The organism is Streptomyces sp. NPDC045678, assembly GCF_056432085.1.
In genome coordinates this window covers 1-15,793 of sequence record NZ_JBWKJS010000020.1, presented here as the reverse complement: position 1 = coordinate 15,793, position 15,793 = coordinate 1, and the positions used below count along the sequence as shown (strand labels likewise).

Sequence of the window (15,793 nt, the reverse complement as noted above, 5' to 3'; positions counted from 1 at the left end):
TCGCTCACACGTGCCCCAATCCGATGCCTTTTGCCTTTCCTCCCCCCCCCCCCCCCTCCCCCCTCCCCCCCCCCCCTCCCCCCCCCCCCCCCCCCCCCCCAGGACTCCGACCGATTAGGGGGTCCGTCGCCGTGGCGGCGGATTCTGCGGCTGCGGAGGCGGAGGATTCCCCGCCCCAGCAGGTGCGGCAGGCTGAGCCGCACCCCGCGCCTGTCGGCGCGCCGCACTGAGCTGCGCACTGCGGCCGGCGTCCCGCCGGGTCTGCCTGATGGCCGAGTCGATCGTCAGCCGCCCGGGGCGCGCCTTCTGCTTGATCCCGTAGGCCCCGAAGAGCACGCTGCGGTCCTGGGTCATGGCGCGGACCGGCGTGGGCGCCACGCGGGGCCCCCGAGGAGTGTTCTCCTGCTCGTCGAACGCGGGCGCCCCGGCCCGGACGACCGCGCGGGCCACCGGGTTACTGGTGCGCTGCTCGACCAGAGACCTGACGCCCCGGCTGATCTTCGGACCGAAGTAGGGGACGCCGTGGAAAATCATCCTCAGCATCAGTGCGTCGGCCGCGACGAGCAGGACTGCGTCCATCACCAGACTGCCCTCGACGAGCGGGACGAACGGCGCGACGAGCAGCAGCGCGAAGGGCGCGAACATCAGCCCCAGCAGACGCATAGCCCAGGCCTTGACGGCGGCGGTGTCACCACCGCGTGCGAGCGAGGCCAGCACCAGGGGCGCGAGGCAGACGAACACCAGAATCCCGAGCTGGCGACACATGAAGACCAGCGCTGCGAATGCCAACGCGACCACGAGCGCGCCCACGATGAACAGAATCGCCAACGGGTTGCCCGCGTCCGCACCGTCGCCGAGATCGTCCTTAATGACGGTCAGCAGCGTTCCCTCGTTTCTGTTGAACGCGGCCGTGAATGCGCTGCTCACGGCCTTGTTCAACAGCATCACCGCGCCCGGAACACTCGCCATACCTGCTACCGCAGCGAGCGTCCATCCGGTGCTGGCGCCCATCTGCTTCAGCCGGGGCGTGCCCTGCCACGCGGTCAGCGCGCATACCACGATCACGCACGTGAAGATCGCGACCGCCAGGTGCTGCCCGAGCCACATGAAGGAGGAGTAGAACGCGTTGTCAGCCGACTCCGGCGCCCACGCCTTGTTGGGCGCGAGCAGCCCTTTCAGTGCCTTGATCAGGCTGTCGGCAAGATCTTGGACGTGGCTGCTCGCGCCGTCGGTGAGGCCACCACCCCCGCCACTGTCGGGGGTGGTGGTGGGAGGGTCGTTGGTGTCGACCTTGCCTTCGCAGTGATCGCGTGCGGGCCCCCGCAGGAGCCCGCACGGATCCTTGTCAGCCAGCAACATGGTTAGCCAGCCTTGCCGTTGGTCCCGATGGTGCCGAACAGATCGTTGCCGTACAGCGCGAGCGCCAGGGCGACGACGAGGACGCCCACGCCCATGCCGCCCTTGCGCAGCGCCAGCTTCGGGTCGCCGGCGGCCTGGAGCAGCATGCGTACGGCGATAACGGCGAGCACCGCGACGATTCCCTTCGTGACGAGGCCGCCGCCCGTGAGCCCGATCGTTTCGAAGAAGTCCTTGAAACCGACGGACAGATCCTGCGGCTTGGCGAGGGTGATGAATTTGGCCATTGTCAGATCTCCTTTTTCGAACTAGATGTGGGACGTGCGAAACCGAATCGGTCGGACATGGAGTTGATGGGGGAGTACCGAACCTTGGTTCCGGGGCGGGGGGCGTCGATCATGTATCCGCCGCCTACGTAGATTCCGACGTGGTGGAGGCTCGCGGCGCTGGATCCGTAGAAAACCAGATCCCCGACGCGAGCGTTCTTCGGGTCGACGGGCTCGGATGCGGCGTATTGCTGAGCTGCGGTCCGGGGCAGGGATACACCCGCTTTTGCGTAGGCGTAGAGCGTGAGCCCGGAACAGTCGAAGCCGGAGACATTGGATCCGGATCGACCTTTAGGGGAGCAGCATGTTCCCTTGCTCGGGCCACTAGCATTACCGCCACCCCACGAGTAGGGCGTTCCGACGACGTCATTGGCCGCGTTGATTGCTATTACGGCCTGGTCGGTGGTCGACATTTCGCGCGTTCCGGGTGCGGGTTTGTCGGCCATGGCGCTGATGTTTTTGACGTAGTCCTGTGTTTCGCGGTAGGGCGGTACTCCGCCGTATTTCTGGACGGCTCCCGCTCCCGCGTTGTAGGCGGCGAGCATGTTGTTCTGCTTGTTGCCGGGTACGTCCTTTACTGACTTTGCGATGTCGCACAAATGCCGGGCTGCTGACGGGATGGCGTCTTTGGGGTCCCAGATGTCGCGGTCCCCGTCGCCGTCTCCGTCGACTGCGTTTCCCTCCCAAGTCCCCGGCATGAATTGCGCGATACCGAGGGCCCCGGCGGGTGATTTCGCTTTCGGGTTGAACCCGGATTCCTGCGTGAGGAGTGCAGCCAGAACATTGGGGCTGACCTCGGGGCAGACTTTCCCGCCATCCTCTATCAGGCCTTTGTATTGGCTGGGTACGGACACGGACAGGCCGAGGGCCTTGCCCGCGGGTGTGTCGCCGGCCGCCTGGACGAGCGCGGCCCCGATGACGGCTGCGGTCGCTCCCACGCCGATCGCTGCTACAGCGGCGGATTTCACCAAACTTCCCCCTCCCTGGGTTTTGGGCGTTTGTGCTGATCAGGTACGTCAGATGGTCCTGTCGGAGGTACGTCAGCGACCTGTCAGGCTGACGGGTGGTGATGTCAGCCTGACGGGGCTCTGACGGACGGTTTGACGGGTGATCTGACGGGTGCCGAGTCAGGTGTGGGCCTGCGCGGCTGCGGTCAGCGCGGCGAGGTCGTAGCCGCGCTTGGACCCGTCGGGCCGGGGTTTCACCCCGCCGAGGAGCGCCGCCACTTCTTTCCCTTGCTGAGAAGCAGTTTTCCCGGCAAGGCCGAAATGCTGGGCGAGATCCGTAGTCGGGATGAACGTGATTCCACGCTCTTCCATGAGGTCGATTGCCTGCCGAATGGGCGTGTTCGGTACCGTCTCCAAAGCCGTTTGCAGCTCATGCTGCTGCCGCTCATGGACTTCGTCGATGACCTGCCACATGAATTCATCCGGGAAGTTGAATCCCCGTAGCAAGCGGGACTCTCCTTCTGCATAGACGACGGCTTGACCCTTGACGGAGGGATTCAGATGGACCGGATTGATCGGCGCGACAGTGTTGAAGTAGTCGTCACCCAGGGCCACCTTTGCGTCACCTTCACCACCGACATACATACAGACGCGGTACTGGAGCTGGGAGCGCACCTTCGTGGGGATGGCTTCCTTGTCAGGTCGCTGCGTGAGCATGATGGTGCAGATTTCCGATTCCAAGGACTTCCCGGCGACCTTGCGTGATTTTTCAATCACCCTGCCGACGAGTTCCTTGGACTTTGTGGTTCCGTTGTCGGTGTAGAAGTCCGCCGCTTCATCGATGATGAAGAACACCGGCTTGAACTTCGGCGCCTCCCGACGCTCCTTCTTTGCCGCCAGGATTTCCTGATACCGCCCGTTGAGTCGGGTGATCAGTTCATCCAGCATGCTTTCCAGGACGGCGGGATCCTCGGACGCCTCATACCGGACGGCGAGTTTTTCGAATGGTGCCAGACCGCAAAACTTCCCGTCCAGCAGATAGAGATCGAATGCCTCGTACGCAACGAGAAGACAGGTGATCATCCCGTTTACCAGGGTGGTCTTTCCCATCTGGCTCATGCCCGCGACGAGCATTGACGCCCTGCTGAACGTGCGAACTCCACCGATCTCGCCGGTGATTTCATGCCCGATAGGAACGCCCGCGAAGGAGCGGATTTCCTGACGGGTCGGAGGCGCAAACGGGGTGGAGAACGGCTCTTCCTTGAGGACGAGCATTTCCACCTGCCGTTCGCTGGCGCGCGACGTCTTGACCTTCAGGTGGATCCGGGTCACGCCGAACATGGACGCAATCCGGGGCAGGTGCTTGGAGACCTCCGCGTGCGTGCGCCCCGCGGGCAACAGGAGTCGGTACCGCGTGCCGACGTCGAGCTGGTCTGTGAGCACGTCCGCGGCCCGGATGTACTCCTCCTGCCCGATGGATCCGGCACGTCGCAGGGCGATCGTCAGGGCCTCGTGCTGAGGCTCCTGCGGCTGCTCCGCAGCCTCAGCCGCCTTGACCACCGCGGTCGTTGTCGTGGTGGCTGCATCGTCGCGGTTCCACGCGCGCCGGACTCTGGTCCTGGTCCACCATGCGGCGTACCCGAGCAGTGCGAGCGTGCCGACGAGTAGGGCCATGAGGGCCGGCCACGAGAGGCCGAGCTTGTCCTTAAGCGCGGACAGCACCCCGAAGACGACGACCAGGCCACCCAGTGAGGCCAGCAGTTGCGCTTCGATGTCGTCGGACTGCTTCTTCTTCTTTGCCACTTCCCTCCCTTTCACGAGTGTGTGAGATCACGTGTACAGAGCGTGACTCGCTAATGGGTTCGAACGGTTCCAGCGATTCCGGTTTTTTTCGACTGGTTTTCGGCGCTGACGGGTCTGCTCTACGGGTCTGCATGACCGGGGGCCGTGCTCGCCGGGGCTCGCCTCAGCGCGTCGACTGCGATGGACATCCGGCAGTCGCGACACAGCCCCCCGCCAGGTCATAACGCGGGGCTGCATCGGTGGTGTCGGAGGTCAGGACGTGCGCACGTCGGGCAGGTGGTGCGGGGCTTGCTCAGCGTCGGGCGTGAAGGCCGGCACGCCGCCCATGTGCGTGATGGCGCGCGCATGCCCCAGCAGGGTGTGGAACTTGCGGTGCAGCAGGCGGGCGTCCGAGATCAAGCCGGGCCTGCCGTAGCACCGCTGTAGCGTCGTGATGGCGTCGTCCAGCCACTCGAACTCGTGCTCAAAGAGCGGCAGTCGCGCACGCTGCGGATCGGGGGAGGTCGCGGCGGCGACTCCCACGCGCTGGTAGAGCAGCGCAAGGACGTCCTGAACGCTGTGCAGAGGCGTGCGCCCGTCGTCGGCCCAGTAGGTCACGCGCGATTCGGCCCAGCTCCTGCGCTGCTTGTCGGCGGCGAGCAGCACACGTTCCAGGGCGTCGACGTCGTCCACGCCGATGGCGATCACTCGTACGGGATCCGCCGGTGCGCTCGCGACGGGTTCGGGGGTGTGCTGAGTCCTGCGGAACACGATTCCTCCAGCAAGATTTGAGGGTTCTTCGAGCGATGGATTAGCGGGCGTCGACGGCGTCGGACTCGTCGGCGTCATCGGTGATCTCGTCGGTGCTGTCCTCGTCGGGCTCGTTGGGGCAGACTTCCGCGCGCCATACGCGCTTCAGGCGCTCCTGGCTGCCCATGAAGCCCATGTTTCGGAACTGCTTGGTTGCCTGGCGCTTGGAGAGGGGCGGCTCTTCCTGGTAGCGCAGGTGACGCAGTACTACGCCGATCTGAGCGTCGGTCAGCGGCACGCCAGGCTCGGGAGTCGGCACGCCCCCGACTGCCGCCATGTCCGCCAGGGTCAGGACCGTGCCGCGAGACGTGTCGTCTTCCGCCCCCTCCAGGGCGGTGACCTGCGTGCCGGGGGTGTGACGGTCCGCGCCACCGGGTGTGACGGCGGGACGGGCAGGCGTGCCGGGGAGGGACAGCCCCTCTAGCGTCCAGGACTCCAGGTCCGGCAGGTCGATGGCGGCCATCGGCGGGAGCGGGCTCGCCGTCACCGACTCGACCGTCTGTCGCGCCTGGTCGTGCAGCTGCTCGCTCATCTCTTTCTGCGCCGCCAGGACCTTCACGCGGTAGTCGGTCTCTGCTGCGCTCACCTGCTCCTTGATCGTGGCGGCGACGTTCAGCAGCTCGATCCGGTCGGCAGCGCCAGCCTCCATGACCTCGATCCGGTCGGCGACCTCCTGGCGGCGAGTCGCGATGGCCCGTCGGGTCTCGGGGGACACGCGCCGTCCCAGGGCGGGCAGCACCAGCCACCACGTCAACTTGGTGGCCACGATGGCGGCCGGCGCGAGCACGACCGCCAGACTCGTCCCGCCACTGTGGTGGGAGAGGATCAGGTCCGCCGTGGGGATAGCCGCGATAGCCGCGGTGAGGCCCAGCCCCGCCCACCGCACGTGCTTGGCGCGGCCCCGGTTGTTGCCCGCGATGATCTCCGTGGCCTGAAGCACCACCCACAGGATGTCCAGGGCCCCGACGGTGGGCGCGGCCCACAGGCCGAACACGGGGGTCAAGATCTGCTGACTGACCGCCACCGACAGCCCCGCCACCCCCAGCGTGAGGGCACCCAGGGCCGTCAGCACCATGCCGCGCGGCGACCACTGCGCCAGCCGCGCACGCACCCGTCCCGGCTCGTCGCTCTTCGTCTTGCTCTTCATCATCTTCACGTCTGTTCTCCGTTCTCACGCTGCGAGTTGATGGCCATCGGCGCATGCCGGACAGCAGCCCAGGGACGTCGGGATCACGAAGTCCTGCGTCACCTGGCACTGCGGGCAGGTACGGCGGGCGCGCATCATGGCCTGGTGCGCGCGCCAGCGGCCCGGCGTCATGGGCCGGACCGGCGCGGCCAGGTCGAGGCGGTAGAGGTAGGCGACCCGCACCGAACGTTCTCCGGTGCGGGGGTCGCGCGGTCCGCGCCACAGGATCTGAGCCGCGATCTCCTGCCCGCCGGGACGCAGACCGTCCCGGCGTAGCTGACGGCGCGTCGCCAGACCGTCAGGAGCCCACTTCTTGGGGTAGGTAGGGATGCCGTAGCGCTCCCCGTCCGGATCCCAAAAGCGGCTGGTCACGGCTGCGGAGCGAGACGCCGCAGCATGTAGTCGACCGTCCGCTGGTCCATCCGGATCCAGGACCGGCCGATCCGCCCCGACTCGTCGCGGGTGTACGCGACGAGCACGGCGCCCCGGCTGTCGGTCTCCAGGATCATCTTGTAAACCGTGCCGACGATCTCAACGTCGGGCGCGTCGTTCATCGGCGCCCCTTAGCCATGTCCTCCGCGTGCTGCTTCAGCTCAGCCGCCGTCCTTCGCGCCTGCTCTTCCGCACGCTGAACGGCCGCCGCGGCCGCCGCCGCTCGTGCCTGCTGCTCCTGGAGAGTCACGGCGTCACCTGCTCCCGCTCGTGAGCGGGCGCGTTGGTCCCGGCGCGCCTGAGCCAGTCGTTGGTGGTCCAAACGCTCCCGACCGCGAACGGCTGACCGTCGGGACGGCAGATGTCGCGCACCACGACCGCGAAGCGCGCGCAGCGCCGCTTGAGCATGCCGCGCGCCATGGCCGCGTCGGTGACCACGGCCAGGACCTCGAAGAGCCCGTCCGTGGTCTGGTAGATGGCGCCAGGACGGCGCGGCCCGATCTGCTGCTCAACAACTCGCGTCAGAGCCTCCGTCAGGAACGCTTCGCTGATCTCCACCTGCGGGTGGGGGCGTCCCTCGGACGGGACGGGCTGTCGGCCGTCCCGCTCGTGAGGGATCGGCCGACTCGGCAGCGGGGGCCGTTCACTCGCCCTGGGGGCATCGAGGAGAATGGACATACGGATCACTCCCTGAACTGGTTGGTCCGTCGCCCCCGGCACACATGGCGCTGCAACGCCGTGCCGGGGGTGCGCCGTCTGTGCGGCGCAGCACCCCGGACCGGAATCGAACCGGTCTGTTCTTCCTCCGGGGTCCGCGATCTTTGCCCCTGTCTCACCACACGTGACGGGCCGCTGGTCCGCCCGATAAGGGGCGGGTCAGCGGCAAAGTGCTTGCTGCTCCGTGCGGCAGGGCCTGCGGCTTGTCGCCATTGCCTGTCGTACTGACGGCCGCTCTCCCCGTGTGCAGGGTGCGGTGCGCCCTCTATTCAGTTCTCAAGGTCATGACCGCTCTCTTTCTCCTCCCGCTTGCGCGGTCAGGCAGAGTCCGGGCGGTCCAGGCCGATCCGGTGGTCCGGCTCGGTGTGCTTTGAGAGTGCCACAAACGTTTCTAGGAAACAAGGAACCTTTCCTAGAAACTATCTGGAGACCTAGGGTTCACCGGCTGGTATCGTCGCCATATGGTTGAGATTCCGGAGGAGCAGCAGGCCGCCGCACTGCGCCAGGTCGCCGAGATCGGCGCGCGTCGCACGCAGCTGCTCGCCGAAGCGGAGCAGCTGAACGGCCCGCTACGAGAGGCGGCCATCACCGCGGCTCGCATCGGCGCGCAGCGCAGCCGCATCCGGGAGCTCGCAGGAGTCAGTTCCAAAACGCTGTACGGCTGGCTCGACGAAGAGGGCCTCGAAGTCCGACCCACGCGACGAACCCGCTGACGCTCCGACGCGACGACCACTGAACCACCCCGCTCCGTCTGCTGGTTGAGCAACCAAACTGACGGCCCGTGAGGTGAACAGACAGTGACTGATCATGGTGACCTTTGAAGGTCACCCCCAAAGGTCACCTGTTCGAGAGCGCGCGCACTGTCACACTCGGCCCCAGTCTCCGGAGGTGATCACCATGACCGACCGCCCCGATTGGGCACGTCGGATGCGCGAGGAACGACTGGTCCGCAACTGGACCCAGCCGACGGCAGTCCGCAGCCTGATGGCCCGACTTCCGTACGACCCTGACGCGCCGGACGAGCAGAGCATGCTGCGCCAGTGGAAGCGCTGGGAGAGCGGCGCGAAGTTCCCGGAGAAGTACCAGACCCACATTGCCGCCGTCTTCGGGACCACGACGCACGCGATCTTCCCCCCGTCCAGCCGTGAGCCGCGCCCTCAACTTGAGGTCGCCACCGGCATGGACACGGTCGAGATCGTGGCGCGCATGAGGCGGTCGGACGTCGACCAGGCAACCCTGGACGCCCTGCGGATCACCGTCGACACCTTGTGCTGCGAGTACGCCTATACGCCCGCTGATCAGCTGCTCGCCGAGGGACGACGGTGGATGAGCCGAGTCGTCACGATGCTGAGTCAGCGGGTCAGCCTCTCCCAGATGCGCGACTTGTACGCGCTGGCTGGCAAGCTCGCACTACTCGTCGGCTGCGTCGAATTCGACTCAGGCGACCCCCGGCAGGCAGAGGCGACCCGACGCGCAGCACTCTCCCTCGGAGACGAAGCCGGCCACCTAGGCGTGGCTGGCTGGGCCCACGAAATGCGCTGCTGGTTCGCGCTGACACGCGGTGACTACCGCGGCGTCATCCAGGCCGCGCACGAGGGCGTCGCGCTCGCCCCACACGAGTCGGTAGCCGCGCAGTTGTACGCCCAGGAAGCCAAGGCGTGGGCGCGATTGGGAGACCGTCAGCAGACAGAGGTCGCGCTTGACCGCGGCCGCCAGGTACTCGAAGCCCTGCCGTATCCGGACAACATTCAAGATCACTTCATCGTGGATCCCGGGAAATACGACTTCTACCGCATGGACTGCTACCGCCGCGTCGGCGAGGACCAACTTGCGGAACAGCTCGCAGGCGAGGTCATCCGCGCAAGCACCGACTGGGACGGCACGGAACGCGCACCTATGAGGATCGCGGAGGCCCGCATCACGCTCGCGGTCGCCGCGGCCCGTGGGGGTGATCTCGACTCCGCTCTGGCATATGGGGAGCGCGCCCTGGTCGGGGACCGAAAGAGCCTCCCTAGCCTGGCGATGGTGTCCAGCGACCTTGGCCAAGTCCTCAAGAGTCACTACGCCACAGCTCCCGAAGCGATCGAGTTCCTTGCCCATCTACAGAACCTCAGGAGCGGCGAGGGCGCTTCGTGATCCTGAGGAAGAGAGAAACACCAAAAACACCGACTGTGGTTACGCGACACAAGCGATGCGATTGGGTAGGATCTTCCGCGTGACCGAGATCAGGGAAGAGCAACAGGCGGCGGCGCTACGTGCGGTCGCCGAAGCAGGTGCACGGCGCGCCGCGCTCCTCGAACAGGCGGAGAAGATCCTCGTCGAGGAGATCCAGCCTCTGGCGGTCAAGGCGGCAAGGGTGGGAGCCGGCCGGTCACGAATCCGCGAGCTAGCCAGAGTCGGCCCCTCCGTGCTGTACCGATGGCTGACCGAAGCTGGCCTTCCTGTTCGTGACAAGAAGCGCCCCAGTACGGACGCAGGGCGCGCCGCCTAGGCACAGCGCGCTACCCGCCCGACCTACACGAGGAGTGACATGTAGAAAAGCGAAGCGGCCCCGTCGCCACAACGGGACCGCTTCCAAACGAATCGACTCGCCAGCTTGCCACTCCGAGTCGTGCCGGTGAGGTGACCTCTCCGGGGTGCACCCGTGGGCCATGGGCCCGCGCGGTCACCTATACCCAGGATAGGCGCGGATTCCCGCGCCACGCCACTATCCGGGGCCACGTCCAGGTCACACCCGCAGGCCACGGCTCTCTCGACACAGTCAGGGAGCACCACAAGTGCAACACCACACCCAGCAGATTCAGGTCAACTGGCCACAAATCCTGCTGCGGCCCGTCGCCACCGCCCGCTCCGGGGCGGAGGTGCGCGGTGCCTGAAGCCGACATGCAGCAGGATCCGGGAGCAGCCCGGATCGCTGGCCGCGCTCCCGCCCTCCGCCCCTCGGTGCCGCTGTACCGGCACATGCTGTACGGCTCGGGGCTGTCCCACGCCCTGGACTTCGTGGTCCTGGCGCACGTCCACTTCATGTGCGAGGACGGCAAGACCTTCAGCGTCGACGACCTGGTGGAGACGCTGCGCGGCGAGGGAATCCGCAGCTCGAATGGCAAGGGGTTGATCGGCAGCAAGGCCGTCTACGAGTCGGTCGGTCGGCTGCGCGCGGCGGGCTTCCTGCACAGGAGCCAGGACAACGGCGGCAACTTCGGGACGGTCTCGTACACCTTCTACGAATTCCCCTCCCTCAACCCGAACTGGACCCCTCCAGCAGCGCCCGACTCGGCACAGAATGCCCCGCTTCCCTTGTCAGGAGAAGCGGATACAAAGCTACCCACGAGTAACCGTATTTCCGCAGGTCAGACCGCTTCGCCTGACAAGGCACGCGCTGACAAGGCACGCGCTGACAGGCGAAGCGGGAAACGCGGCATTTCCGCAGGTCAGACCGCTTCGCCTGACAGGCGAAGCGGAAAGCCATCCCCCCCACACCCCCCGGAGGAGGTAACTACCTCCTCCCCCTCCCCCCACACGGACACCAGCGGTCACACGTCGTTGCCGTCACCACGGGGGGAGGGGGGAGGCGCTGGCTACGCCGAGGAAGACTTTGCGGCCGCGTCCGATGTGTTGCAGCTGCTTCCCGATCCGTGGACACAGGGCAGGCTGAACGCGTCCAAGTTGGCGCCGAAGCTGCTCGATGTGATGGCGATGCAGGGCTGGCCAGACATCCACGCCGTCGACCGAAAGATGTTGACGCAGCAGCTGACGAAGAACCCCATCAAGGTCACGAACCCCTATCGCCTGCTTCAAAGCGACCGAATCCCGAACCTGCCGCGCTACACGGTCGTCGCGGCGGCCCAGGAATCGGCGACGGGCGCGGCAGAGCGCCAGATGTGCCCTAAGCATCCCAAGTACCCGGCAGGGAGGCGCTGCGTCCCCTGCATGACGGCCTGAGACGTCGGGCCGGACCGCTGGAACGGTCCGGCCCGTATCCCCTGCTCGATCCAGCTCGTTGCACTCGAATCAGGAGACCCCCAGTGTCCAACACCCCGACCGTTCCCACCCAGCACCCGCCCGCCGGCCTCAGTGACTCCGACCCGTCCGGACCGCCGTCCTCCGATGTCCTGCGCACGCCGCCACAGAGCCTGGAGGCCGAACAGGCTGTACTGGCGGCCCTGATGAGCAGCACCGGAGCATTGCAGCGGTGCTTCGCGGAGACGATGGAGACCGGCATCGTCGCGGAGGAGTACTACCGCCCCGCCCATGCGACGATCCATCGCGCGATCTGCGCCCTCCACCGCAAGGGCGAGCCTGTTGACCCCGTCACCGTCGTCGACGAGCTCACGCAGCGCGGTGAACTGTCCCGGATCGGGGGCGCCAGCTACCTGCACACCTGCATCGCGACCCTGCCCACGGCCGCGAACGGTCCCCAGTACGCGGAGATCGTTCGGGCTAAGGCCTACCGGCGCTCAGCCATCGAGGCGGCGCAGCAGATCTTGCAATACGCCTACAGCGAGGAAGGCGACGAGGCCGACGTGCGCGGCCTCGTCGAGCAGAAGCTGACCCAGATCATCGCGGGCATGCCGGACGTGGCCGACGCCCCGCCATTGGTGAACGATCTGTACCTGCCGTACGCCGCCGAGCTCCAGGAGGTGCAGGACGGGCGGGAGATCGGTCTCCCGTACGGCATCAGCGATCTGGATGCGGTCACCAGCGGCATGTGGCCCGGGAACGTCACGATCATCGCGGCCCGCTCCGGCGTGGGCAAGAGCACCCTGGCGCTCAACGCGGCCGTCGCTGTGGCCAAGTCCGGAGCCCCGGTGATGTTCTCCTCCCTGGAGATGAGCGCCAACGAACTCATGAACAAGATCGTGGCCGCCGAAGGCGACGTCCCGCTGCACCACCTCACCCGACAGGGAGGCCTCACCTCCGAGGGCTGGCAGACGGTGGAGCGGCTGGGACGCGAGCTGTTCCGCAAACTCCCGCTGCGCGTGCACCGACCCGAGGGCGCCGCACTGCGCGACATCGAATCCGCAGCCCGCGCCAGCGTCCGTAACGGCGGGCTCGCGCTCCTGGTCGTGGACTACCTCCAGTTGGTCGAGATCGAGCAGACCCGCAACGTCACACGCGAACAGGCCGTCGCCACCGTCTCGCGCGGCCTGAAGAACCTGTCCGTCGCGCTGGACTGCCACGTCATCGCCCTGTCGCAACTCAACGACGAAGGCCTCATGCGCGAATCCCGGGCGATCAAGAACGACGCCTCAGTCGTGATCAAGGTCGAGCGACCGGACATGGACGAACCCGAGTCGCGGCGCGCCGGGGAGGTCGACCTCGTGGTCGAGAAGAACAGGTTCGGTCCCCTGGCAACGATCACAGCCGGTGCGCAAATGCACTACAGCCGTTTCGTCGACATGGCCCGCACCTGATGACCTCCGCGACCCACACAAGAGCCCTGAGCGCCCCTCTCGCGCCCGTTCGGCCCTCGGCGGGGAAAAGGGTCATGATCCACAGAGATCGGCCCGCATACAGCCGTACAAGCGATCTAGGAAGCAGTTCGCCGCTCCAGTCAAGGGCACTTTGTGAGCACGCCCGCCCCGTCGACGGGCACTGAGCCAAGGAAGGACAACCCATCATGCCGGAACGGCACATTGAGTTCGGGAAGTACGGCGCCCATGGCATCAAGGGCTACACAGCCGTTGCCCGCCAGCTCGACGCCCTCGCGGGCGGCATCGTCACACCGATCACCGCTCGCCGCGGCCTCGCCGCCCGCCTGAACTACCTGACCCGCACACCCCACGCCCTGGCCGCCGCCCGCGCAGCCGGCCTCACCGCCACACCCCGCACGATCAAGGCGTGGCGGGACGGCACGCAAAAGCCCAGCCGCAAAAGTCTTCAGCAGATCGAAACGGCCTACCGCACCGTGCGCCGCGCGAACGTGGCCCGGCACCTGGCTGCCCGGCTCAATAAATCCGGACGCGGCACTCGCGTGGAAATCCACCCCGTAAATCAATCGGCCGTTGACCGGCCCCGGCATCGCATCGTGGAACACCGGACGCTGAATGTCCGACGGTGGGACCGAATTGTAAAGGCATGGGCAGCAGGCAGCGATTCCGAACTCGATGACGCATGGATTGATGAGATCGTCGATCTAGGCAGCCAATGGGGACAGTACGAATACGTCACCAATATTGGATTCGCCGCCTAAAGCCTAAAAAGGCAGAACGGAAAAGAAACAAAGACGTGGCCCCCGCCCGCACCCGGGCGGGGGCCACGTGCATGCCGCAGTCCACGAGACGGACACGGCGCAGCAAAGTGGCCGGCGCCCCAGTCCGCCGAAGCGGGTGGCAAGGGGCACCGGCCAGCCGAAACCCCCGAAGAGGGATCCCCGCCAGCATAGCGCCGCCACCCACGAGCGGGCCCCCAACAGGCTGATCAGGGCAGGGAGCAGCACCGGGGCCCCGCGGTAGCCGCAGCGCGCGACAGGGCGCAGCAACCCCCTTTGTGCGCGCGCTCTGCTCCGCAGACGCGACGCGACGCCGCTACGCGGCGTTGGGTGCGCCGAACTCCGTTCGGCCCCTGGCGGGTCTGGTCCACTCCGTGGCCCAGGAATCCGGTCCACTCCGTGGCCCGGCGAGGCAGCACCGGCCCTACGCCAGAAATCGGCCCCCAAAAAAGAAACCGAAAAAAGGCCCTACGCCTCCCCATTTTTCAGCCCACGATCTTTGATTTCGACACCTTCGCCGGGTATAGTTTTTCGCGTTGGGACAGTGGCATGAACCAACGAAGCCGAAACTCTGAAGTCGAATCGAAAGAGGCTCCAAAAGTGGAGAATGAGCAGCGCTACGAAATCGGCATGCGCAACAGCACCGGGTTCTACCCGGTAGCGGTCGACGGGACTCACGCCGGAATCATTTATCGGCGTCACGGAAGCTGGTTCCCGATCGCGGCAGGCGGACACACCACCGACAAGCGATTCAGCGACCGTTACGAAGCCGCCGATCACCTGGTCACCATGACCGACGAGGGCCCCGCCCCCCAGGTCACGCCCCTGATCAGGCCCGCCGCGCCCCACGAGCAGATGAGGCACGCCGCCGAAGGCCTGCCCGGCACGCGCACCTACGCGCACCTCATCCCGGACCTGACTCCTACCCTCTCCAATCTCGTGAGGGCCGCCGAAGCAATGGCGCGCCTCGCACAGCTCGGCTGGGTCCCGCTGGAGGGATACCCGGGCGCGGATCAGCCGTGGCTGATGAACTGCCGTCTCTGCCGAAAGTGGGAGGGGCACCGATTTTGGAGCAAGCTCCGTGGCCGAAATGGCGACGGAATCCCGCGCCCCCTCAACCGCCACCCCAAGTGCATCCCCGCCGCCGACCACGCACGCGAACTCATCGGCATTGCGGCTGAGCGCACCAGTACCTGTCGCTGCGAATTCCAGCACCCCATGACCGTCTCTCATGCGCTCGACGTACTCGGCAGCATCGGCAACGCATTCAGCGCCGAAGGGGATATGGTGACGGCTGTTCTGTACGCGCGGGCCATTCTCGAACCCTGCTCCGCCGCCACCCGGCGGGCGCGCGTTCTGCGCGTCGCCCTGGACGACTACTACGTTCCCGGAAAGCAGTTGGGGCCCAACGGAAGGCATCCCGCAGGATGTTTCTGTGACGCCTGTGATGAGATCAGGGCGCGAAATCTGCCCGGTGTCACCCCCGCCAATTACCAGGGAGACACCATTGTGATTCCCGGGCAAACCCGCACGGAAGCCTAGCGGAAACCCGCACCCCGCCCCTGGCCATTTGCGAATCTGCATCTCGTTGTCCCCGGTTCTTTATGGTGTGTCCCCGGGGTTGAACTGGGGTGGGGACACTTCCGTCCAGATTGCCAGGGACACCCTCGTTCAGATTCGCTGGACAACGAGATGCAGATTCGAAGCGACGCCCCCGCTCCGGGGGTGCCATCTCACTCCAGAAGCTACCTGTCCACAAACTTTGACGCACGCACATCTAGCACCTTGTCCGAAGTTGGCCGGAACTGGTAGCCTTGCGATCGCAGGTTGACAGTGAGGATCCGTTTCGAGTCACCTTTGATCGCGGTTTTTGTCACAGTGACTCATGACGGCCCGTCACCTCACAGTCGGTCGCCAGCTCCCCTCTAGCCAGCCGTTTTAGGCCCGCGCGGAGCGGGGGCCGTGCCTGGATCGCGGAGCGATCCAGGCCAGAGGCAACGGAGTTGCCTCCCGGGCCACGGAGTGG

At 66.3% G+C, this 15,793-nt stretch carries 16 protein-coding genes; 7 read left to right on the top strand and 9 right to left on the bottom strand.

All coding sequences use genetic code 11. From position 1 onward, the window contains the following. Positions 1–114 precede the first annotated feature (114 nt). From AC07DO_RS39710 to AC07DO_RS39670, 9 genes are all read right to left on the bottom strand, one after another. A complete protein-coding gene (locus AC07DO_RS39710; protein WP_479067381.1) occupies positions 115–1,359 on the bottom strand; it encodes a TrbL/VirB6 family protein in 1,245 nt (414 codons plus the stop codon). Between the two features lie 2 nt (positions 1,360–1,361). Next, positions 1,362–1,643: a hypothetical protein gene (locus AC07DO_RS39705; protein ID WP_479067379.1), complete on the bottom strand. Its 282-nt coding sequence runs from the start codon at positions 1,641–1,643 to the stop codon at positions 1,362–1,364. Positions 1,644–1,645: 2 nt separating this feature from the next. Further along, a complete protein-coding gene (locus tag AC07DO_RS39700; protein ID WP_479067377.1) occupies positions 1,646–2,650 on the bottom strand; it encodes an NlpC/P60 family protein in 1,005 nt (334 codons plus the stop codon). Between the two features lie 159 nt (positions 2,651–2,809). After that, a complete protein-coding gene (locus tag AC07DO_RS39695) occupies positions 2,810–4,432 on the bottom strand; it encodes an FtsK/SpoIIIE domain-containing protein (protein WP_479067375.1) in 1,623 nt (540 codons plus the stop codon). Between the two features lie 252 nt (positions 4,433–4,684). Beyond that, positions 4,685–5,182, bottom strand: a complete 498-nt coding sequence (locus AC07DO_RS39690) for a hypothetical protein (RefSeq protein ID WP_479067373.1) — start codon at positions 5,180–5,182, stop codon at positions 4,685–4,687. Between the two features lie 40 nt (positions 5,183–5,222). Then, a complete protein-coding gene (locus AC07DO_RS39685; protein ID WP_479067371.1) occupies positions 5,223–6,377 on the bottom strand; it encodes a hypothetical protein in 1,155 nt (384 codons plus the stop codon). 15 nt (positions 6,378–6,392) lie between these two features. After that, positions 6,393–6,779 carry an RRQRL motif-containing zinc-binding protein gene (locus AC07DO_RS39680; RefSeq protein ID WP_479067369.1) on the bottom strand — a complete coding sequence of 129 codons (387 nt, stop codon included), beginning with the start codon at positions 6,777–6,779 and terminating at the stop codon, positions 6,393–6,395. Continuing rightward, positions 6,776–6,961, bottom strand: coding sequence for a hypothetical protein (locus AC07DO_RS39675; RefSeq protein WP_479067367.1), 186 nt, complete (start codon positions 6,959–6,961; stop codon positions 6,776–6,778). The genes AC07DO_RS39680 and AC07DO_RS39675 overlap by 4 nt, the downstream gene beginning before the upstream one ends. Positions 6,962–7,085: 124 nt before the next feature. After that, on the bottom strand, positions 7,086–7,517 hold the full coding sequence (locus AC07DO_RS39670; RefSeq protein ID WP_479067365.1) for a hypothetical protein: 432 nt from the start codon (positions 7,515–7,517) through the stop codon (positions 7,086–7,088). A gap of 500 nt (positions 7,518–8,017) precedes the next feature. On the opposite strand from AC07DO_RS39670, the gene AC07DO_RS39665 reads away from it, so the two are divergent. The 7 genes from AC07DO_RS39665 (at position 8,018) to AC07DO_RS39635 (ending at position 15,309) form a co-directional block, all read left to right on the top strand. Further along, positions 8,018–8,269 (top strand): hypothetical protein, encoded by a 252-nt coding sequence (locus AC07DO_RS39665; protein WP_479067363.1) that lies wholly within the window; start codon positions 8,018–8,020, stop codon positions 8,267–8,269. 184 nt (positions 8,270–8,453) lie between these two features. Next, a complete protein-coding gene (locus AC07DO_RS39660; protein WP_479067407.1) occupies positions 8,454–9,692 on the top strand; it encodes an XRE family transcriptional regulator in 1,239 nt (412 codons plus the stop codon). 79 nt (positions 9,693–9,771) lie between these two features. Beyond that, entirely contained in the window at positions 9,772–10,047 is a 276-nt protein-coding gene (locus AC07DO_RS39655) for a hypothetical protein (RefSeq protein ID WP_479067361.1), read from the top strand. 377 nt (positions 10,048–10,424) lie between these two features. Beyond that, a complete protein-coding gene (locus tag AC07DO_RS39650; RefSeq protein ID WP_479067359.1) occupies positions 10,425–11,498 on the top strand; it encodes a hypothetical protein in 1,074 nt (357 codons plus the stop codon). 83 nt (positions 11,499–11,581) lie between these two features. Further along, a complete protein-coding gene (locus AC07DO_RS39645; RefSeq protein ID WP_479067357.1) occupies positions 11,582–12,970 on the top strand; it encodes a replicative DNA helicase in 1,389 nt (462 codons plus the stop codon). Positions 12,971–13,176: 206 nt separating this feature from the next. Further along, on the top strand, positions 13,177–13,749 hold the full coding sequence (locus AC07DO_RS39640; RefSeq protein ID WP_479067355.1) for a transcriptional regulator: 573 nt from the start codon (positions 13,177–13,179) through the stop codon (positions 13,747–13,749). 618 nt (positions 13,750–14,367) lie between these two features. Next, the gene (locus tag AC07DO_RS39635; protein ID WP_479067353.1) at positions 14,368–15,309 is read left to right on the top strand and encodes a hypothetical protein; all 942 of its coding nucleotides are present in this window, start codon (positions 14,368–14,370) and stop codon (positions 15,307–15,309) included. Positions 15,310–15,793 lie beyond the last annotated feature (484 nt).

What these genes read in the sequence shown, in the direction of transcription:
- AC07DO_RS39710 (WP_479067381.1), bottom strand. Translation starts at nt 1,359, where the DNA reads ATGTTGCTGGCTGACAAGGATCCGTGCGGGCTCCTGCGGGGGCCCGCA.
- AC07DO_RS39705 (WP_479067379.1), bottom strand. Translation starts at nt 1,643, where the DNA reads ATGGCCAAATTCATCACCCTCGCCAAGCCGCAGGATCTGTCCGTCGGT.
- AC07DO_RS39640 (WP_479067355.1), top strand. Translation starts at nt 13,177, where the DNA reads ATGCCGGAACGGCACATTGAGTTCGGGAAGTACGGCGCCCATGGCATC.
- AC07DO_RS39665 (WP_479067363.1), top strand. Translation starts at nt 8,018, where the DNA reads ATGGTTGAGATTCCGGAGGAGCAGCAGGCCGCCGCACTGCGCCAGGTC.
- AC07DO_RS39670 (WP_479067365.1), bottom strand. Translation starts at nt 7,517, where the DNA reads ATGTCCATTCTCCTCGATGCCCCCAGGGCGAGTGAACGGCCCCCGCTG.
- AC07DO_RS39675 (WP_479067367.1), bottom strand. Translation starts at nt 6,961, where the DNA reads ATGAACGACGCGCCCGACGTTGAGATCGTCGGCACGGTTTACAAGATG.
- AC07DO_RS39660 (WP_479067407.1), top strand. Translation starts at nt 8,454, where the DNA reads ATGACCGACCGCCCCGATTGGGCACGTCGGATGCGCGAGGAACGACTG.